The following is a 19,709-nucleotide window of genomic DNA, read 5'->3' as shown; positions in this document are numbered from 1 at the left end:
TCGCCGCTCTGGCGCATGAAGCGCCGTCATCAGGACCATTCCCCTAGTCCCTGCGCGAGGAGGGCGCTCTTGGCGGCGCCTTGGCCAAGCGATCCTTGAGCCCATAGAGACTGGGCAGGAGCTTCAGGCCGCCGAACCGCTCCCGTTCGCACATGGCGCGCAGATAGCCGCCGGCCGAGCTGCGGATCTCCCCATCCTTCCAACGGGCCAGCACGGTGGCCAGGGCTATGGCGGCCCTGTTCCTGCCCATGGCCTCGCGCGCTTCGCGCACGGCCGACAGGTTGATCCCCATCAGCAGCGCGGCCCGGCCGACCGCGTCGACCAGGTCCTCCCACTGGGCTGCGGACGGATCGGCCAGGAAGTCGTCCAGCTCGGGCACGGCCTCGAGCACCAGCGACAGCGGGATGACCTCCTGGCTGATCGCCGCCTCCACCATGGCCGGGTCGGCCTCCGCCGCCCGGCGGGCCGATCGCGCCGAGGGCTCGACTACCTCCTTTCGAGGAGAGGAATACGTTGCTCCTGCGGATCTAGGCTGGGTTGTAGGTTCTTTCTGGGCTTCGTCCACGACGCCCCTGGGCTCATTTTGAATGGATTTGCGAGCCTTCACCCAGGCCGCGTCCACCGCCGCCAGCAGCGCCTGGAACGTCTCATGTAGCGCCTCAAGCTCGCCGAGGCTGGGGGTTCGCGGCAGGCGGCCGAGCGCCTGGTCGACCGCCCCGGCCCAGTCGTAGGTCGTAAAGCCCCGATGCACGGCGTCGGCGCAGACGGTGCGGATCTCGCGACGGATCTCCCCGAGCTTGCGCTTGAGATGCCGGCGCTGGGCCTGCTCAAGTCCCCGCGCGGCGGCCAGGTCGGCGAACTCGTCCCAGCGCGCGGCCATGGGCGCCAGGTCAAAGCCGAAGGCCTCGACGATGTGGCCGCGCTCGTCGCGATAGCCCCAGCGCTTGCCGTTGCCGCTGTCCTTCATGTGCACCAGGCCCGCGCGGACCGCCAGGCGGATCAGGCCCTGGACGCAGCTGCGCGAGCGCTGCAGCTCCTCGCAGAGCGCATCGTTGGACGGCCAGGCCAGGGGATGGGTGCGACCCGTCCAGTCCTGCTCGGCGGTGACCCGCACCAGGGCGCGGATCAGGCGCACGAGCCCGTCGCCGTACCCCAGACGGGGCGCGGCGCGCTCGAACCGGTCAAGCAGCATGGCCTTGGAGACGCCCTCCGGCAGGCCCTGGTAGGTTTCGGCGAGCCTTGCGGCCGCCCACTGGGCGTCCGCCAGACGGCGCACGTCTCCTACCCCGTTCGAGACGGTCTGCATTTTCTGCTCCTCCTTGGGGAGGCCGCAGGCGCACAGGTTCCCGTCGCGCGAACGCGCGTTTTTGGATTGCAGCGATGTCGGTGATTCGGTTAGAAAGAGCAGGAACTAGGAGCTCGGTCGGGGTTGGCGCCCCGTCTAGCGAATGACCTGGAGAACCCGGCGCGTTACAGCGAGCCGGGTTTTTCTATGCGCTCACGGCGTGTTTCCTTTCCTCGTCGCCCCCGTCGAAATAGACCTCGAACACGTGTTCGAGGGCGTCCATCCGATTGGCGAAGCCCCGCTCGGCCTTCATCGCGTCAAGCAATTCGATGAAGCGTTTGCCGACCATGCCGTTCAGCTGAGCCTTGCCGGCCGCACGGGCCTCGGCGCGAAGGCGCTTCTGGTATTCAGCCTGGTATGCAAGATCGCGAGCGGTCTTCATGGCCCCGCCGATAAGATCGCGATTCCAGCCGGCCAACTAATAAAGGTGAACGGCGAAACACCCGCGTTAAGCGAATAATGACCCTTGATCTGACTGGGAATCGGGGCGCGATCCATTGCTTGGTAATTCAAGGGGATGACCCGCCTTCCGGCGGCAGGACGAGGTCGCGGTCGATCAGCACCCGGACAAGCTGGCCCGGCGCGATGCGCAAGGTCGGCGCCCGCTGCAGATCGCGCTCGACCAGGCGCTGGCCGGTCTGGCCGGCCGAGGCGGCGACCCCGCCGGCGGCGTCCTGCAGGATGACCCGGTCGCCCCTTCGGCCCGCGCTGTTCTGGGCGGCCGCGCCGCCGATCGAGATCAGGGTCGAAAGCCCGATGGCGCGGGCCAGCACCGGAAGGTGGCGATCGGTCTTGCCCGTAAGGCCGCTCATCCCGGCCGCGTCGAGCCCGACCATGGCGCCCAGATCGACGCTGCGGCCGCTGGGAAAGACCATCTGCGTCCAGACCACCAGCACCCGCTCCTGGCCATAGCCGACCTGGCTGTCATAGCGACCGATCAGGCGCGTCCCCTGCGGGATCAGGACCGTGCGCCCGGTGCGGTGATCGAACACCGGCTCGGTGACCTGGGCGATGACCGGTCCGGGCAGGTCCGAATTGATCCCGGTGACCAGGGCCGCCGAGACCAGGGCCCCGGCCTTGACCTCGAAGGGCGACAGGGGCGGCCGCGGCAGGATCGGGGCCAGCGGCCCGCGCGTCGCCGCCGCGGCGATGAACTGCTCCCTGGCCGACGTCGGAGACGGCGGGGCGGGCGCCCCGTTCGGGCTTGCGGGGGCCAAGGTCGCCGGCGGCGCGGCGGGATCGAGCGCCTCGGCCGATGGCCGCGCCCCCGTCGCGCCGCCGGTCCCATTGAAGAAGGGCGGCGAGGCCCGGGCGGCCAGGCGTTCCTGGCGGGCTTGCTGGACCTCGGGGGAGACCGGCGCGGTCGGCTGCGGCGCCGCGGGCGCCGCGGCGCCTGGCGAGGCCCCCGCACCCGTGGACGCGCCGAGCGGCGCGGGCAGGGCGGCCGGATCGTCGTACCGGGCCGGCAGGCGCGCCTCGATCGGCGTGGGTCCGTCCGCGGCGCGCGCCTCCGCCTGGGGCGCCGGCGCTCGCCGGGCCGGGCCCTGGCCCATGCCCAGGATGAACCCGGAGCCGATCACCAGGACGATGACGCCGGCGACGGCGGCGATCGCCACGGGCCGATAACGCGTGATCGGCCGGCGCGGGGCGACCAGGATCCCTTCGGCCGGTCGCTTGGACGCTGCGCCCGCCGCGGCGGGATGGGAGACCGGCGGCTCGACGCTCATGGACGCGGCCCCTGTCGGGTCAGCCGCACCACAACCGGCTTCTTGTCGCCCAGGCGCAGTTCGGCGCGGTCGATGATCCGGTCCACGACCAGGTAGCGGCCCAGGAGACGCGAGTTGACCAACAGGGCCTGATCGTCGGCGTCGAGCAGGAAGACGGGCGGGGCCTCGCGCACGGCCAGGTCGGGCGGAAACTCGATGTAGGTCTTGGTTCCGTCGTCGAACACCCGCACCGGCGTCCAGGGCGGGGCCCGGCCCTTCAGGGGCGCGACCCGATAGCGAAAGTCCAGGCGCTCGACCGGCACGGCGGCCTGGACGGCCTCCTCCGCCTGCTCGGCCGCGGCGCGGCGCGCGGCGTCGGCGGCCCTGGCCCGGGCCTCTTCCTGCGGATAGGTCCAGGACAGGACGCTGGTATAGGCGCCGCTGTCGGTGGAGACCGCATCGATCAGATAGGTGCGCTGGTCGGTGGTCAGAACGAGGTTGGTGCGCAGGCCGCCCCGCATCGGCTTGACCAGCACGATGACCTGCTGGGCCTGTCCGGTCCCGGCTTCTGTTTCGCCCAGCACCCAGCGCACGGTGTCCCCGGCGGCCTTGGCGATCAGCTTCTCGCCGGGCCGCAGCGCTATGGTGGTAAGGAACCTTGGGCTGGTGTGGATCGCATAGAGCCGGCCCGGCTCGAAGGCGTGATAGAGCGCCGCGTTGACAAAGACGCCGCTGGCGGGCCCGGCGCGCGCTTCGGCGTTGGCCCGCTGCAAGGCAGCCAGCGGCTTGGCCAAGGCCAGGTTCGTCCCGGACCGTCGGCGCGGCCCCCTGGATTGCGTGGGCGCCGCGCCCTGGGTCGCGCCGGTGAGCGAGGCGGCCGGCGTAGGGGCCTTGGCCTGCGCGACGGCGCCGACCCCCGCGCCTTGGGCCCCGGCGCTCTGGGCCTGGCCGTTGGTCGGCGGGACCGGCGGCAGGACCGCGGGTCGGGATCTCTGGGCCTGAGACGGCGGCGGCGCGGACGATTGGGCGGACGACGCCGCCGCCAAGGGCGCGCAGGCCAGGGCGCCCATGAGGGCCAGGGCGCGGCCGGGAAGGGTGATGCGCAGGCTCATAGGTCGCGGCTCCACTGGAAGCTGGTGATTTCCAGGCCCCGGGGGTTGTCGAAAAGCTCGGCCTCGGTCCTGGGCGGCCTTGGCGCGACGCTGAACAGGCCCGTCCAGCGCACCGGCGGACCGGCCACGCCTTGCAGGTAGGTCGTTTCGCGCCATTGCACCTGGAAGGTGGTCGGGCTGCGGGCGAGCACCGAGGCGATTTCGACGGAGACCGCCTCCTGGCCCAGGCGCGCGGCCGGGTCGTGATCCTGGCCGTACTGGACGAGACTGGCGCGCGCGCCCTGATTGGTCATCCGCGTGGCCCGCGACCAGTTCTCCCGCAGGACCACCGGATCGGTGCTCTTGGAGCGCACGCGCTCGACGAAGTCGGATACGAAGCTGGCCTTGACGGCGTCGTCGGGCCTGTAGGCGCGGTCGGCCAGCTCGACCCGGCCCGGACGTCCGTGCCGGTCGATCGGCACGACATAGGTCGCGATCGGCCGTCGCAGCTGTACATAAAGAAAGGCGCTGGTGCTCAGCATCGCCAGCGCCAGGCAGCCGAAGGCCATCAGCCGCCAGTTTTTCGCCTGCACGCGCGCCGAGCCGATGCGGTCGTCCCAGACCTGGGCGGCGCGATGATACGGCGTCTCCTCCGGGGTGGACTGGCCATAGCGGTCCTGCGGGCGCTTGAAGGCGTTGGACATCATCGGCGGCTCCTTCAGGGTGTGCGCCGGCCAGGCGGATCGGGCTCGCCGTCCTGGGGCGCGACAGGCTCGCCGGCCGGCGGCTCGGGCGGCGGATCATCCCAAAGCCCCCCCGCCGAAGCGGCCGACGAGGCGTTGGCCCTGGCCGGTGGCGCGTAGGAGGCGCGCGCGCGGCCTACGACGGCGCTGGTCGAGGCGGCGCGGCGGCCCCCGCCCGAAGCAGCGGCGCCGCCGCCTGACGACCCGCCGGGGGGCGAGCCCCCGGATGATCCTCCCCTGCCGCCGCCTTGGCCGCCGCCCTGGCCCCCGCTGGGCAGCCGCGAGGCCGATCGGGCCGAGGCGGCCGATCCAGCCGCGCCTGCGCCCATGGCCCAGCGTCCGGCCAGGGCCAGCCCGCCCACCGTGGCGGCCAGGCCCACCGCCCCGGCGGCGGCCGAGCCGGCGCTGAGCTGCGGACCGCCGGTGATTTGAGCGGCCGCCAGGGCGGGCGCCTTCAAGGCCAGCATGACGATCAGCAGGGCGGCCAGCAGCAGTCCGCAGGACTCCGCCCAGGTCGGTTCGGCCGAGACCGTGTAGCTGGTGAAGATCTGCTCGCCGATCGAGACCACCAGGGCCAGGGCCATCACCTTGGCGCCCGCCGAGACGACGTAGCCGATGGCCCGCTCGGCCATGAAGGCGGTCTTGGTCAGGATCCCGAACGGCACGGTGACGAAGCCGATCAGGGTGACGATGTAGAACTCGACGATGGTGACGGCGATCTCCACGGCCAGCACCATGAAGGCCAGGACGACGCCGATGGCGACGACCGCTGTAATCAGGATGGCGTCGATATGGGTGAAAAACCCCACGCCCATGCCTTCGCTGGCGAGGCGACCGATGTATTCGAGCAGTTCGAATGCCACCTTCATGCCGTCGATGGCCACCTTCGACGGCTGCATCAAGTCGCCGACGGACAGGGCGCCGCCTCCGGCCTTCAGCCCTAGCGCCGCAAAGCCGTTGATCACCGTCAGGGTCAGCGCCTTCCAGCCCGAGATCAGCCAGGCGAAGAACCCAAAGAGCAGGATCTTGCGCACCAGGGCCGCGGGGACGTTCTCGTGCTCGTCGAGCGCCCAGAGCAGGGCCGAGACGCCCAGGCTGATGGTCATCAGAACTCCGAAGGTCGCCTGGACGTCGCCCTGGATCAGGCCGAACCCCGAGCCGACCTGGGTGGTGTAGCGGTCGAGCAGGTCATCGATGGCGGCGGGCGAGGCGGTGGACATCGTGTCCCTCAGAACTGGTCGCGCGCGGACGCGGGCGCGGGCGCGACTTGCGGCAAGGCTGAAGCTCGCCGCCGCTCGGCCTCGGCGCGCTCCAGCATCGCTTGGAACTCGGCGCGGCAGGCCGCGGTGCGGGCATGGCGGGTCCGCATTTCATCGGCCGTGCAACCGACGGCTCGCGGTGCGGCGGCCGTCTTGGGCCCGCAGGCGGCCAGGACCAGGACGGCGGCGACAAGCATCGAAGGAACGAGGGTCGTGACAGGGCGATGGATCATTGGAAGGCGCGCCTGGAACTGGGAGGCGGCGGGGCGGGGAGCGCTGCGGCGCGCTGGCGGTCGGCCTCGCCCTTTTCGACGAGCGCGCGGCGCTCGGCCTCGTAGGTCTGGGCCTGCCGTCCTTGGGTGATCAGCAGGACCTGCAGCTGGGTGAGCTGGATGGAAAGGGCCGCCAGCAGCTGGTTGGTGGCCTGCACCGCGGCGGTCTGGCCGGCGGCGGCCTGGGAGGCGTCCACCGCCGCCCCGACCGCCCCGGCCGTGATCCCCTGGGCCTGGGCGATCTGGTTCTGGACCTGCAGGGCGTCCTGCAGGGTCTGGCGACTGGCCTGGCTCCAGGCCTTGAGCCTCTCGGCCAGGGCCGCAGGCGTCAGCCCGGCCAGGTCGCCCGGATAGAGCGCGGCGAAGTCGCGGCTGATGTCCGCGGCCGTGTAGCCCAGACCCTGGGCCTGGCGCAGCAGGCCCGTGGCCTGGCCGGCGATGTCGCGAAGCGGGCCGGTGACGTCCAGGCCCAGGGTCTCAAGCATGCGCTGGGAGTTGGCCAGCTGCGCCTGCAGGGTCTGGATCTGCTGCAGGCCCTGGCTGACCTGCTTGAGCATCTGCGCCACCGCGGCGGGATCATAGACGGTGAGCTGGGCGCGGGCCGCAGGCGCAAGGCCCGCCGCCAGCAGCGGCGCCAGTCCCAGAGGCGTCCAGCCCAGAAGACGGCGGCGACTGGGTGTCATGGGATGGTCTCCTCCTGCAACGGTGTGGCGTTCTCGGCCTCAAGGGCCAGGAAGCGCGGCTCCGACGCCGAGCGCACGGCCAGGGCGGCGGCCAGCCAGGCCACGCCGGCCGCCAGCAGCGGCGGGCTGACCAGGACCTGCGCGCCGGCCACGGCCATGAGCGCGCCGGGCGCGAGCAAGACGAGAAAGGCCAGGCGCCGACGGCGCGGGCTGGCCGTCCACGCGGCCGGCAGTCGCCCCCAGGGACCCAGGCGCGGATCAGGCCGCATGGCGGGCCTGCGCCAGGAACTCGGCGACCTCGGGCAGGCCCTTGGCGCGATAGAAGGCCGGCGCAAAGCCTCCCTGGCCGTGCTCGGCCAGGAGCTTTGTCATCAGGTCCTGGTCGCCGGGCGAGGCCGAGCCGACGGCGGCCAGGGCCACGGGCCCCAGGCCCAGCTCGAACAGGCGATCGCCAGCCGGACTTTGATAGTAATATTCGCGCTTGGCGCTGGCTTCGGCGATGATCGACACCTGCTGGGCGTTGAGGCCGAAAGCGGCGTAGGCCTTGGCCAGATCCGGCGTGCGCGCGTCCGGATTGGGCAGGAAGATCCTTGTCGGACAGGCCTCCAGCAGCGCGCCGGCGATCGGCGAGGCCAGGGTCGTTTTCAGGCTGGGGGTGGTGAAGATCACCGCCACGTTCTTCTTGCGCAGGGTCAGCAGCCACTCGCGGATCTTGCCGGCGAAGGCGGTCGACTCCAGCAGGAGCCAGGCCTCGTCGAGAACAAGCAGGGTCGGGCGACCATCAAAGTCGCGGGCCAGCCGGTGGAAGAGACAGGTCAGGACCGGGCCGGCGGCCGCGTGGCTGGCGATCAGCTCGCCCATCTCGAACGTCTGCCAGTCAGCCCTGGCCAGATCCACGTCGGCCGCGTCGAGCAGCCGGCCGTACGGACCGGCCAGGGTGAACGGCGCCAGCGCCGCCTTCAGCGCCCTGTCCTGCAGGGTCGCGGCCAGCAGCGTGAGGGTGCGCTGGGACCGCGGCGCGGCGGCCAGGCTCTGCAAGGCCGTCCAGACCGCTTCGCGCACCGCAGGGTCAAGGGTCATGCCGCTGGAGACCAGCAGATCCTCCACCCACCCCTGCGCCCAGGTCCGCTCGTCGGGGTCGTCGATGTCCGCGAGGGGCTGGAACGCCAGGCCTGCGCCGCCGCCCAGGTCGTGAAAGGCGCCGCCGACCAGCAGGGTGGCGGCCCGGGCGCTGGCGCCCTTGTCGATGAGGCGCACCTGGGCCTGCGGATAGCCCAGCCACTGCAGCGCCATGGTCAGCAGCAGCACCGACTTGCCCGCCCCTGTCGGCCCGCCCACGAAGGCGTGGCCGACGTCGCCCTGGAAGAGGTCGAGGCGAAACGGCGTCGTCGAGCCGGTCAGGGCGTGCATCAGCGGCGGCTGGGGACCTTCAAAACCGCGCTTGGCGCATTCGGCCGACAGGTGGGCGTTGTGGTCGGGGCCGGGCCAGATGGCCGAGACCGGCAGCAGGTCGCAGAGATTGAGCGTGCTGACCAGCGGCCGGCGCTGGTCGGCATAGGCCTGGCCAGGCAGGCTGCCCAGCCAGGCCTCCACGGCGTTGAGGTCCTCGACCTTGGCGACGAAGCCGGCGCGATTGACCACGCTCTCGACCTGCCGCACCTGGGCGGCCAGCACGTCTGGGTCGGGATGGGTCAGGGTGATGGTGGGGGTGACGTAGCCCAGCGCCGCCAGGTCGTCGCCGAGCACGGCCAGGGCCGCGTCGGCGTCTTGGGCCTTCTGGGCCGCGTCGGGATCCTCCAGGACCGACGGCTCCTTGGTGATCGCCTCCTTCAGAAGGGCCAGGATACCCTTGCGCTTGGCGAACCAGCGCTTGCGCAGGGTGGTGACGGCCTTGCGCGCGTCCTCCTTGTCGAGCGGCAGGAAACGGGTGACCCAGCGATAGGCAAGGCCAAGGCCGTTGAGCTGGTCGAGGATCCCCGGCCAGGAGGCGGCCGGATAGGCGCGCACCGACAGGGTGCGCAGGTAGTGACCCCCCAGTCGCGGATAGAGACCGCCCTGCAGGTCGTCGTCGGTTAGGAAGGCGTCGAGATAGGCCGGCGCCGGCGGCGGCGCGATCGGATGGTCTTTGGTCGAGACGCAGGCGTGCAGATAGGCCAGGGTCGCCGCGTCGTCGAGCGGGACCACCATCGGCAGGACGCTGGCGAGGATGTCGCGCAGGCTGGCGACAGCGGCCCGGAACTCGTCCAGCGCCGCCCTGTAGAGGGCCGCTGAGCCCTTGCCGTCGGGCAGGTTCTCCACCAGCAGGCTGCGGGCCGCGCCCACGGCGTCTTCGGGCGGCAGGAAGGTCAGGGTCAGGAAGTAGCGGCTCTCGAAGTGGACGCCCTCGGCCTCGAACTCGGCGCGCCGCTCCTCGTCGATCAGGTGGCTGACCGGATCGGGGTAGGCCGCGGCCGGGTAGGCGCGAGAGGGCCGGCGGACGGCCTCGGCATGCACGCACCAGCGCGAACCCAGGCGCCGCAGGGCGTTGTTGACCTGGGCGCGCGCGGCCACCAGGCCGATGTCGGTGGCGCTGGCCAGATCCGGCCCGCGGAAGGCCAGGGTCTGCTGGAAGGCGCCGTCCTTGTTGAGCACCACGCCCGGCGCGATCAGCAGCGCCCAGGGCAGGTGGTCGAACAGGCGGCTGGACTTTCCGCGGTACTCGCCCAGGAACAACATGGTCCGCCTCAGCCGTCGAGCCAGGCCGGCTGGCGCACGTGCCGGCGAAGAATGTCGAAGACGTACGGATCCTGGCGCGCGAGCGCATAGGCGCCGCCCCAGAGCGCCAGGCCGAGCGGCACGCCGATCAGCGGCGCCTGAAGCCCCAGCGCGAGGATCGCCGTCAGGGTGCCGATCAGCACGGCCAGGCCGCGCGGCGCCCCGCCCAGGGTGACGGGCTCGGCCAGCGAACCGTGGAAGTCGATTTCGAAGCCCTCGACGCGCTCCATCCTAGAACCCCGCCCCGCCGGTGAAGTTGAAGAACGACAGGGCGAAGGAAGAGGCGGTGAAGGCGATCGACAGGCCAAAGATCACGCTGAGACCGCGCCGGACCCAGGAGCCGCCTTCGGAGAACGCCACACCCAGGCCGGTCAGGGCGATGGCGATCACCCCGATGGCCTTGGCCACCGGGCCGGTGATGGAGTCGGCCACCGCGCTGAGTTTGTCGTCCCAGGGCATGGCCGCGCCGCCGCCGCCGGACGCCAGTGCCGGGCCGGCGGCCAGGACCAGCACGGCCGTCAGACCCAGGAAACCTACGAGACGAGGGGAGGGGCCAGACGAGAAGGGGAGCGTAGGCATGGCCGGGTCCTCGTGGTTGACGACCAGACCGTGCACAGCCTGCGTTTGTGTCGCAATTCACCAGAATTCGCTAGCGAGAACCCACGGGACTTGAGCGTAACAGAGCCTCGCGCAGCGCTCAGTGCTCGGCCGCCAAGCAGGTGGCCTGGGCGAGGGCCTCGATTAGAGGACGCCAGCCCGCTGAACGGCCAGCGCCACGCGATTTGGTCAGTCCGCGCCACGCCGTTGAGCACGCAAGATGTTCTCTTTCGGAGCGGTTGCCGTCTCCCGCTCACGACCCAATGCGGACTCTGATCTGCTTGGCCGCTGCGGGCCGTCCGTTTTGCCTTATGATCTTCGCGAACACCCATCGACTCACGTCTGCAGGAGGGGTGGAGTAGCATGTCGTTTGACGAAACTAGCTGGATAGTGCGGGCGCCTGGTGATTTCGAGCGGTTTGAAGCGTCCCTCAACGGGGCAGCCTACGGTCCACACCGGCACGACACATACGCCATCGCCATAACCGTCGCGGGGGTGCAGAGCTTCTCCTACCGCGGATCACGGCGTCATTCGGTGCCCGGTCAGATCGTCGTTCTCCATCCAGATGAGCTTCATGACGGTCACGCCGGGGACGGGCGACACTTCCGGTACCGGAGCGCCAGCGTCGCACCATCCGCACTTCAGGAGGCTCTCGGCGGACGCGCCCTTCCGTTCCTTGCCGAGGGCGTATCTGACGACGCGCGGCTGCACGCGGCCGCCACGGCCCTTATTGGTGATCTCAACCAAGACCTCTGTGGCCTGGAGTATGATCAGGCCATGCTCGACCTCGCGGAGGCGCTGTCAGAGCTTGGGAGTGAACAGACGTATCACCGGCGCGTGGATCTCCAGGCGGTGGCGCTGGCGCGCGCGTTCATAGACGCCCACCCGGACAGCAATGTCCGACTTGATGATCTCGAACGCGTCAGCGGGCAGGATCGCTGGCAGCTCTCGCGCGGATTCCGTGCGCTGCTGGGCGTCAGTCCATATCGCTATCTGATCTTCCGCCGCCTCGACACAGCGCGAGCCATGATGAACGGCAGGACCCCGCTTGCAGAAATCGCCGCTGCCAGCGGATTCTCTGACCAGAGCCACCTGACGCGACACTTTCGGAGCGCCTACGGCCTGACGCCGGCGCAATGGCAACGGCTCAATCGTCCTAGACCTGTATGAGGAGCGCCCTCAGTCTCCATAAGATGAAGAACAAGATCGGCCTGACGCAGAAACTCGCCATGGTCTTCCGACCATTGGGCGCTGCGAACGGTCGCGACGCTCAACGACTATGACATCATGATCGTTAAACTCTTGGGACAGTACGCTTGGCACACGCACGCTGACACGACGAACTTTTCTTTGTTCTACAGGGTGACTTGAAATAGAGCTGCGGGACCGCAGCATCACGCTTGGGCCCGGAGATCTTTTGTCGTCCCGAGGGGCGAGGAATACCGCCCGCACACGAGACGCGAAGTGGAGCTTTTGCTCATCGAGCCTTCTGGCACGCCCAACAGCGGCGTCGCCGAAACCGCCGCCCTGCGTCAATGGGAGTGAACGCACACGATCGTTCTATAACTGGACCGCGACCCGCTTCAGTCTGCGGGTATGAACCTCAGAACCATCTACAGCACATCACCGGCGCGCGGCTGGCTTCCATGGGCGCTTCTCACTCCCGTCATCTGCATCGCCCTTGCGATCGCCACCGAGATTCCGTCCGCGCTTTTTCTTGATCGGTTCGGCTTTGTGGATGCACAAGGCGAATTCGTCGGCGCCCAGGGCCTCACGGCGATGCTGCTTGTATCCTTCATTACTTGGCTGCTCGCCGTTGCCGCATGGATAGCCGTCGTCGAGCGGCGGAATGCCGGCACAATCGGTCTTACGAGAGACGGTGCGGCGCAAGGATTCTATGGCGGCCTGGTTGTTGGTGTAGTCATGCCGTCGGCAATGATAGCCTGTATCTGGTTGGCTGGCGCCTACGAACCTGGCGCACTGTTTCCGGCCGCTCAGTTCTCTGGCGCAATCATCGCAATGGCTGGCCTCTTCGTAGGCTTCCTCGTTCAAGCCAGCATCGAAGAAATCATTTTCCGTGGATGGCTCACCTCAGTCATCACACGCCGCACGAACCTCATCGTTGCCGTCTTGTTATCGTCGCTTACCTTTACGCTGATGCATTTCTCCCGGGATCAGCCCTGGCTCGTCACCGGCAATACTCTGCTTTTTGCTCTCTTCGCGAGCGCGTGGTCAATCTCATCCAACAACATTTGGGGTGTGATGGGGTGGCACGTGGGATGGAACTGGATAATAGCCACCGGCTTCGACGTGCCGGTCACCGGCCTAGACGCGGGCGTGCCCGCGCTCATCGTCTCGCTGGCCCCAGCCGGAACGGACTTTCTCACCGGTGGCGCGGATGGCCCGGAGGGAAGCATCTTCTGCACGCTGTTCTTTGTCTGCGGCATCATCTTCTTTATGTGGCGCATCGCACGAAAACGCAGAGACGTCGGACCGGATCACAACAAACCTGCGGGCGCGCAGACTTGACGATGCGGCCAAGCGCATCTCCACGACGTATCGCACCGTCTCCATCGCGAGATGATCGATCCAGGTCGTCGTAGGGCTTGCGTGTAACACCATACTTGCTTGATAAAATGTGCTCCGTTATCAAGCAGTTATAGTGTTATTGGGCTTTTGGCTGTCGCTAGTTCGGTTTCAGAGACGCGCGTCGATAGCTGCATTGCAGGGTCGAGGCGTTGCGCAAGGCCCGCAACGCGCTGATGCATAAGGGCAGGGCCCAGGGCTTGACCCTCGTCAGTGGACTGGTCCCGCGTTCGTATTTCTGGATCTGCTGGAAGCTGATCCCCGGCGCCCGACCAAGCTTGGCCGGGGATTGTCCGATGGCCTTGCGACGCCGGCGCGCCTGGACGCAGACATGTCGATCGCACCGCCGGTTCGAGCTGTCATCTTCCTGGCTCAAGGTCCGCTCCGCCTGACCGCCGCCAAGGGCCGACCAGCCCTTTGACGAGCCCGGCGGCTGGGACCTCAGAAAAAGGAGCGGCGAAGGCGAGACGGCCGGCTCAGATCTCGCCAAGACTGACGGCCAGGGCCACGGCGTGGGCGCGATTACGCGCGCCAAGCCGCCGGTAGGCCTCGGAAAAGTAGCTGTTCACCGTATGCTCGGAGATGCCGAGCTTGTGGGCGATCTGGATGGCGGTCCTTCCCTTTTGGGCTTCGGACAAGCAATCACGCTGACGCGGCGTAAGACGGTAACGACGGGACAAACTGTTACTCCGGCGGCTCGAACCAACCGGTCTGCTCAGCTCAGAGACGGCACTCCAAACAAAACCGTTCTCACGCGGCGTTGCACGCCAGCCTCCACCCAGAAGCGGACGCGGCTCAACTCATGATGGAGTTCGTACTATCATCGGCATTAGCAGACCGGAAGGTCCAATGTCGGATTTGTGACAGGCGACTGTCGATCCAATCGGCGTTTCCGATCCATCCGCTGATCCATTCCCGGCCTCGAGCACTAGGATGGGCCATTCACTCCGCCACGGCCGTCGGCCCCCGTGGGTTGATCGCCATGCGCGTGCCGCCGCCTCAGGCGCGGATGACGCCATCAGCCGAATCCATCCACAGTTCCGGCCACCTCGACTTGAAGCGTCATGAGGTTGTCGATGAGTGCTGCTGCGCGTACCGTCGTCTTCGAAGCCAGCGTCGATGCCGGTCCAGGACCGACCATCAACACGGCGCCGCACAACCTGGAAGCCGAACAGGCGCTGCTGGGCGTGCTGCTGTATGACAACGCCGCTTACGAGCGCCTGACCGACAGCCTGCAGGGACGCCACTTCTACGAGCCCTTCCACCAGCGGCTGTTCCAGTCGATCGAGACGCACATCCGCAAGGGCCAGCTGGCCGAGCCGATCCTGCTGGCCGACGAGTTCAAGCGCGATCCGGCGTTCGAGGAACTGGGCGGCATCCGTTACCTGGCCGACCTCGTCGACCGCGCCCCGCCGGCCGCCAATGTCGGCGACTATGCCCGGGCGGTGTTCGACCTGGCCCTGCGCCGCGATCTGATCCGCATCGGCGGCGAGATCGCCGCAGCCGCCCACGGGCACGGCGACGAGAAGCGCCCGGCCCGCGACCAGATCGAAGCGGCCGAACAGCAGCTCTACACCCTGGCCGAAAGTGGCGCGGCCAGTTCCGGCTTCGTCAGCTTCGGCGACGCCCTGCGCGGCGCCGTCGAGATGACCGCCGAGGCCTTCCAGCGCGACGGCGGCATGTCGGGCCTGGCGTCCGACCTGATCGACCTCGACCAGAAGATCGGCGGTCTGCACCCGTCGGACTTGATCGTGCTGGCCGGTCGTCCGTCTATGGGCAAGACCGCGCTTGCGACCAACATCGCCTTCAACGTCGCCAAGAAGTACGCCTGGGAGCCCCAGCCCGACGGCAGCCGCAAGACCGTCAGCGGCGGCGTGGTGGCCTTCTACTCGCTGGAAATGAGCGCCGAGCAGCTGGCCCTGCGTATGCTGGCCGACGCCTCGGGCGTGTCGGGCGACAAGCTCCGCAAGGGCGAGATCGACGCCTCGGAATTCGGACGCGTGCGCGACGCGGCCATGGAGCTGCAGGAAGCCCCGCTCTATATCGACGCCACCGGCGGCATCTCGATCGCCAAGCTGACCGCCCGGGCCCGTCGCCTGAAGCGCCAGGTGGGCCTCGATTTGATCGTGGTCGACTACCTGCAGCTGGTGACCGGCTCGGATCTCGGCTCCAACGCCAGCCGCGTGCAGGAAGTCTCGCAGATCACCATGGGCCTGAAAGCCCTGGCCAAGGAACTGGCCTGCCCGGTCATCGCCCTGTCGCAGCTCAGCCGCAAGACCGAGGAGCGAGAGGACAAACGGCCACAGCTCTCCGACCTTCGGGAGTCCGGCTCGATCGAGCAGGACGCCGACATGGTGTGGTTCGTCTATCGCGAGGAATACTATCTTGGCCGGGCCGAGCCGCGCGAAGGCACGCCCGAGCACCTGACCTGGCGCGAGCGCATGGACCAGGTCGAGGGGCTGGCCGAGGTGATCATCGCCAAGCAGCGTCACGGCCCCATCGGCACGGTGCGCCTGTCGTTCAACAGCGACACCACCCGCTTTGGAAATCTGGCCCGCGACCACGCCTTCGCCCAAGCGCGGGATCATCTGGACGACTAGACTGGCCATTGACCATGCGCCTGAATCCGGACCACCGTCGCAGGGCGCGAAAGGCCGACCGATGAGCGATGCGTCCAGCTTCCTGCCGACCAGCTTCACCCCTGTCGAGGAGGAGATGTTCGGCAAGGCCTATTGCAAGACCTGCGACCTCAAGCAATTCGACGACGCGCGCGCCTGGGCCCACCAGCATGTCCGTGAAACAGGCCACGCCGTCGAGCTGCACTTTGGCTACGATGTCCGCGACGAGCACTGGCTCGCCCGACTGCCCTACGATCGCCTGGCTGAAATCGACCAGTTGGTCGCAGATCCCAAGGCCGCGCGCGCCATGGCCGCCAAGCTGCTGAAAGACGGCAAGGGCGCCTGATCCGCCGCGGGGCCGTGGCGCAGTCGCCCTAGCGCAGCAGCGCCACGACGGGGCAATGGTCCGACGGGCGGCCGTCAGCAGCGGCGTAGACCTGCTCCTCAAACCCGACCAGGCCGCGCGTGGCGCGGGCGTCGAGCACGATGTGGTCGATGAACTCCTTGTAGCGCGGATCGCATTTGGGCGTGGCCGCGCCTTCGGCGAGCGACAGGTCGGCATTGGCCGGCTGGCCATCGTCCAGCTCGGCCCACAGCACGTCATCGGCGCGCGCCAGCCGGCGGTTGAAGTCGCCCAGCACGGCGAAGCGGATCGGCTCGGCGGCGCGCGCGTCGATCCAGCGCTCCAGGACCGGGATCTGCTGCTGAAGGGTCGCGCAGGCCCCGCCATTAAGCCCGTTGAAGCAGCCCGACTTCAAATGCACGGCCAGCAGGCGCAACGGCGCGTGGCCGGGTGCGCGCACGGTGATGTCGACGCCCGCGCGCAGGTTGGGATTGCCGAGCGCCAAGTCGGAGACGTCCGGCGCGCGATCGAAGCTCACGCCCTTGCGGATGGCGAAGCCCACGGCTTGGCGGGTAAGCCTGCGCCCTTCCTGGCCGCCACAGGGGAAGTGCTCGCCGGCGGGCCCCTCCTCTATGACCAGCTGGTACTTGGCCGGATCGAAAACGCGGGCGGCGGCCTTGACCGATTCCACCTCCTCGAAGGCGATGACGTCGGCCTTCAGCTGCTCGGCGTAACGAGCCATCACCGCGTAGTCGGCGTCGGTGCGGGCCTTGCAGCCTTGGGACCCGTCTTCGGAAAGGTGCTCCATGTTCCAGGCGGCCACGCCCAGCGGGGCCTGTCCGGTTCGCGGCGTCGTCACGCACGCGGTAAGCGCCAACGCGACGGCCAGGGCGGCGAGCGGCTTGAACATCCAGCGATCCTCTCGATTGGATCGGCCTTAGAACGCATGAGTTATAAAATAACAATATGCTTGCGGCTCGAGGTTGGACGCGGGCCGTCGGCTGCGCAGGATTTCCCGGGCCTGGCGGCCCAACCCGCCCGCCCCGCAACTTTCCTGGGGCGCATGGCGCCGCCAGACATGAAATCTCACAGATTCGGCGGCGCGATGGGCCCGTCGCCGGCTGAAAGCGGTTCGGCGAAGGGACCGGCCCGCGCCATCCGCCTTAGCCGCCGCCGATCCAGGACGCTCCAAAGCCCAGCGATGTTCCGCGCAGGCGCGGGGCCGCCGGCGCTTCCCCCTCAACGCTTTCTGTGGAGATTTTCCCTGACGGCGTGTGCGCCGTCCGAGGCGGAGGGAGCGGGGGCGCCCCCGATGCCTACGTACAAGCTGGCATTGGCCAAGATCCCACAGAACGCCAAGACGGGCCGCCCCCTTCCTGATCGTCGCGGAAGCCGGCGCCCGCAGCGCATGGGTCTCGCAGCGCACGGCTCCTGCGGCTTGTCTCATCGCCGGTTAGCTTGGGCCAAAATCTTCCAGGACCACCTTGCCCTTCGCGCGGCCGCTCTCGATCAGCGCATGCGCCGCCTTAAGGTTGGCCGCATTGATGGGCGACAGGGTCTGGGTCAAGGTCGTGCGAATGCGGCCGGCGTCGACAAGCCCCGAGACCTCGTTCAGCAACCGCCCCTGCTCAGCCATGTCGGCGGTTTCGAAGATCGAGCGGGTGAACATCAATTCCCAGTGGATCGAGACGGCCTTGCGCTTGAAGCCCACGACGTCCAGCAGGGCCGGATCGTCGATCAGGCCAAAGCGGCCCTGAGGCGCGATGAGCGCCTGGATCTCATCCAGATGCTTGTCGGTATGGGTGGTGGAAAAGACGAAGGCGGGCGCACCGATCCCCAGGGCCTGGATCTGCCCGGCCAGAGGCTTCGCATGATCGAGCACGTGGTAGGCGCCAAGACTTTTGACCCATTCTTGGGTGTCAGCTCGCGACGCCGTGGCGATCACCACCAGGTCGGTCAGGGCGCGGATCAGCTGAATCGCGATTGAACCCACGCCGCCCGCGCCGCCGATGATCAGCACGGCATTGGCCGCGCCAGGGACGGGTCGGCGGATGTCGATCCGGTCAAACAGCATTTCCCAGGCCGTGATCGCGGTGAGGGGCAGGGCGGCGGCCTCGGCGTTGCTGAGCGTCTTGGGCTTTCGCCCGACGATCCGCGCATCCACAAGGTGGAACTGGCTGTTGGCCCCCTGCCGCGTGATCGACCCGGCGTAGAACACCTCGTCGCCGACGGCGAAGTCCTCGACCTGCGGCCCGACTTCGACGACCTTGCCCACGGCGTCCCAGCCCAGGACCTTCCAGTCTCCGGTTGTCGGCCCCGCGCTGGCGCGGACCTTGGTGTCGACCGGATTGACCGACACGGCCGCCACCTCGACCAGCAGGTCATGGCCGGTGGCGACCGGCCGATCGAGCACGATATCCTCGAGCGCGTCGGGCCGATCAAGGGCGCCGGGGATCCTGTAACCGATAGCCTTCATGGCGGTGCTCCGTGTTGCGGCGCCCGATAGGTGCAGCTACTCTCAGAAACCTGCAATACTGACAACGACCGCACATAGTATCAAAAAGGATACTGTCATGGCCAAGGTGCGCCATTCCCGCTTCGACTGCACGCCAGGGTGTTCGGTCGAGGCGGCCATCGGGCTTATCGACGGCAAGTGGAAGGCCATCATCCTCTGGCACCTGCTGGCCGGAACGCTGCGCTTCAATGAAATCCGGCGGCAGGTTCAAAACTGCACGCCGCGGATGCTGACCAACCAGCTGCGGGAGCTGGAGGACGACGGGCTGATCACGCGCAAGGTCTATGCGCAGGTGCCGCCGAAGGTCGAGTATTCGCTATCGGAGCTTGGCCTGAGCATGGCCCCCATCCTTCGCGCCCTGAAGGCATGGGGCGACGCCAATATCGGCCTCTATGGGAAGCCTCTTGGCCACGATCCGCGTGAACCCCAACCGGGTGGATCAGCCCAGCGCGGCTCCTTGTAGCCCTCAAAGCGCCGGGGGCTCGTCCCCCGTGATCGCTGTGTCCCCAGAGGTCGGCGAAACAATTTCGGTGCATCCTGGGGCGTAGCCGCCTTGACGGTTGCTTGGTGCGCCGCATCGAGATGGGCCGCGCCCTTGTCCGTGACCAAAACCTTCGGCTGGCGGCAAGGGCGTGGGTCCGCTCTTGGGCGATGACGTCGACCACCCGCGCTGTCCCGCTAAGGCAAAGCCGCTCCAGATCTCGCTCGTAGCGAAATCCGCGCGGCTGTCTGCCTGGATCGCGTCGCTCGGTTCGCCCAGGCGAGCGGGGACAAGACCTGGCGGAACAGTACGAACTGGGGCGGTGCAGTCACCAGACCAATCCCAGACCGAACGAAGCCATCGCACTCTATGGCGAGGGCTCGGCTGCAGCCCTTCCGTGATCGGCTTCTCGAGCGGCGCCGCATCTGAGGGCGCATGAACGGTGCGCCGATGCTCGCGCTCATATTGACCTCGCCTTAGGACCATCTTCTCCGGGTCGCACGGCGCCCAGGTGGCGGCGTAACGGCGCCGGCGAATGATAAGGACTTTGAACAGATGTGGCACGCCGCTGTCCGCCACGCTGCTGTGGGGCAGCGGAAAGGCCGACCGCGCTGGGCCATCGAACCGCCGCCTCACAGACTTTCAATTGGACGTTGACGCACTTTCAATTGGACGCCATGAATCTTTCAATCAGACAGCTCGGTACTTTCAATTGG

At 68.3% G+C, this 19,709-nt stretch carries 20 protein-coding genes; 5 read left to right on the top strand and 15 right to left on the bottom strand.

The window, feature by feature from the left end; translation table 11 throughout:
• Nucleotides 1-43: 43 nt before the first annotated feature.
• The 12 genes from repC to V6S85_RS11165 form a co-directional block, all read right to left on the bottom strand.
• Entirely contained in the window at nt 44-1,306 is a 1,263-nt protein-coding gene (gene repC, locus V6S85_RS11220; RefSeq protein ID WP_116491623.1) for a plasmid replication protein RepC, read from the bottom strand.
• Between the two features lie 184 nt (nt 1,307-1,490).
• Nucleotides 1,491-1,727 carry a transcriptional regulator gene (locus V6S85_RS11215; RefSeq protein WP_116491645.1) on the bottom strand — a complete coding sequence of 79 codons (237 nt, stop codon included), beginning with the start codon at nt 1,725-1,727 and terminating at the stop codon, nt 1,491-1,493.
• Between the two features lie 127 nt (nt 1,728-1,854).
• Complete coding sequence (locus tag V6S85_RS11210; RefSeq protein ID WP_334348994.1) at nt 1,855-3,072, bottom strand: TrbI/VirB10 family protein; 1,218 nt, start codon at nt 3,070-3,072, stop codon at nt 1,855-1,857.
• Nucleotides 3,069-4,163 carry a P-type conjugative transfer protein TrbG gene (gene trbG, locus V6S85_RS11205; RefSeq protein ID WP_334348993.1) on the bottom strand — a complete coding sequence of 365 codons (1,095 nt, stop codon included), beginning with the start codon at nt 4,161-4,163 and terminating at the stop codon, nt 3,069-3,071. The genes V6S85_RS11210 and trbG overlap by 4 nt, the downstream gene beginning before the upstream one ends.
• The gene (trbF, locus tag V6S85_RS11200; protein WP_243410695.1) at nt 4,160-4,849 is read right to left on the bottom strand and encodes a conjugal transfer protein TrbF; all 690 of its coding nucleotides are present in this window, start codon (nt 4,847-4,849) and stop codon (nt 4,160-4,162) included. The genes trbG and trbF overlap by 4 nt, the downstream gene beginning before the upstream one ends.
• 11 nt (nt 4,850-4,860) lie before the next feature.
• Complete coding sequence (gene trbL / locus V6S85_RS11195) at nt 4,861-6,105, bottom strand: P-type conjugative transfer protein TrbL (RefSeq protein ID WP_116570170.1); 1,245 nt, start codon at nt 6,103-6,105, stop codon at nt 4,861-4,863.
• An 8-nt stretch (nt 6,106-6,113) separates the two neighbouring features.
• Nucleotides 6,114-6,377, bottom strand: a complete 264-nt coding sequence (locus V6S85_RS11190; RefSeq protein WP_133244851.1) for a hypothetical protein — start codon at nt 6,375-6,377, stop codon at nt 6,114-6,116.
• Nucleotides 6,374-7,099 carry a conjugal transfer protein TrbJ gene (locus V6S85_RS11185; RefSeq protein WP_116570172.1) on the bottom strand — a complete coding sequence of 242 codons (726 nt, stop codon included), beginning with the start codon at nt 7,097-7,099 and terminating at the stop codon, nt 6,374-6,376. The genes V6S85_RS11190 and V6S85_RS11185 overlap by 4 nt, the downstream gene beginning before the upstream one ends.
• Entirely contained in the window at nt 7,096-7,368 is a 273-nt protein-coding gene (locus V6S85_RS11180) for a hypothetical protein (RefSeq protein WP_116491629.1), read from the bottom strand. The genes V6S85_RS11185 and V6S85_RS11180 overlap by 4 nt, the downstream gene beginning before the upstream one ends.
• Nucleotides 7,358-9,814 (bottom strand): conjugal transfer protein TrbE, encoded by a 2,457-nt coding sequence (gene trbE / locus V6S85_RS11175; protein ID WP_116570173.1) that lies wholly within the window; start codon nt 9,812-9,814, stop codon nt 7,358-7,360. Before trbE ends, V6S85_RS11180 begins: the two co-directional genes overlap by 11 nt.
• Nucleotides 9,815-9,822: 8 nt before the next feature.
• Nucleotides 9,823-10,083 carry a VirB3 family type IV secretion system protein gene (locus V6S85_RS11170; RefSeq protein WP_116570174.1) on the bottom strand — a complete coding sequence of 87 codons (261 nt, stop codon included), beginning with the start codon at nt 10,081-10,083 and terminating at the stop codon, nt 9,823-9,825.
• A 1-nt stretch (nt 10,084) separates the two neighbouring features.
• Complete coding sequence (locus V6S85_RS11165) at nt 10,085-10,432, bottom strand: TrbC/VirB2 family protein (protein ID WP_116491646.1); 348 nt, start codon at nt 10,430-10,432, stop codon at nt 10,085-10,087.
• Between the two features lie 381 nt (nt 10,433-10,813).
• Between V6S85_RS11165 and V6S85_RS11160 the strand changes: the two genes are divergently transcribed.
• Nucleotides 10,814-11,620, top strand: coding sequence for an AraC family transcriptional regulator (locus tag V6S85_RS11160; protein WP_116570175.1), 807 nt, complete (start codon nt 10,814-10,816; stop codon nt 11,618-11,620).
• Between the two features lie 426 nt (nt 11,621-12,046).
• Nucleotides 12,047-12,979, top strand: coding sequence for a CPBP family intramembrane glutamic endopeptidase (locus V6S85_RS11155; RefSeq protein ID WP_116570176.1), 933 nt, complete (start codon nt 12,047-12,049; stop codon nt 12,977-12,979).
• Nucleotides 12,980-13,512: 533 nt separating this feature from the next.
• On the opposite strand, the gene V6S85_RS11150 is transcribed toward V6S85_RS11155, so the two are convergent.
• Entirely contained in the window at nt 13,513-13,716 is a 204-nt protein-coding gene (locus tag V6S85_RS11150; protein WP_116491634.1) for a helix-turn-helix domain-containing protein, read from the bottom strand.
• Between the two features lie 396 nt (nt 13,717-14,112).
• Here V6S85_RS11150 and V6S85_RS11145 point away from each other — a divergent pair, with 396 nt between their 5' ends.
• Together V6S85_RS11145 and V6S85_RS11140 are read left to right on the top strand one after the other, a co-directional pair.
• Complete coding sequence (locus V6S85_RS11145) at nt 14,113-15,636, top strand: replicative DNA helicase (RefSeq protein ID WP_116491635.1); 1,524 nt, start codon at nt 14,113-14,115, stop codon at nt 15,634-15,636.
• Between the two features lie 61 nt (nt 15,637-15,697).
• Nucleotides 15,698-16,000: a hypothetical protein gene (locus tag V6S85_RS11140; RefSeq protein ID WP_116491636.1), complete on the top strand. Its 303-nt coding sequence runs from the start codon at nt 15,698-15,700 to the stop codon at nt 15,998-16,000.
• Nucleotides 16,001-16,028: 28 nt separating this feature from the next.
• On the opposite strand, the gene V6S85_RS11135 is transcribed toward V6S85_RS11140, so the two are convergent.
• Nucleotides 16,029-16,907: an endonuclease/exonuclease/phosphatase family protein gene (locus V6S85_RS11135; protein WP_116570177.1), complete on the bottom strand. Its 879-nt coding sequence runs from the start codon at nt 16,905-16,907 to the stop codon at nt 16,029-16,031.
• Nucleotides 16,908-17,450: 543 nt separating this feature from the next.
• The gene (locus V6S85_RS11130) at nt 17,451-18,473 is read right to left on the bottom strand and encodes a zinc-binding alcohol dehydrogenase family protein (RefSeq protein WP_116570178.1); all 1,023 of its coding nucleotides are present in this window, start codon (nt 18,471-18,473) and stop codon (nt 17,451-17,453) included.
• 97 nt (nt 18,474-18,570) lie between these two features.
• Between V6S85_RS11130 and V6S85_RS11125 the strand changes: the two genes are divergently transcribed.
• Complete coding sequence (locus tag V6S85_RS11125; protein WP_116491638.1) at nt 18,571-18,975, top strand: winged helix-turn-helix transcriptional regulator; 405 nt, start codon at nt 18,571-18,573, stop codon at nt 18,973-18,975.
• The last annotated feature ends 734 nt before the right edge of the window (nt 18,976-19,709 follow it).

It is taken from the genome of Caulobacter sp. CCNWLW153 (assembly GCF_036889365.1).
Classification (GTDB): Bacteria; Pseudomonadota; Alphaproteobacteria; order Caulobacterales; family Caulobacteraceae; genus Caulobacter; species Caulobacter radicis.
Note: the sequence above shows the minus strand (reverse complement) of the source record. Positions and strands in the feature narration are given on the sequence as shown.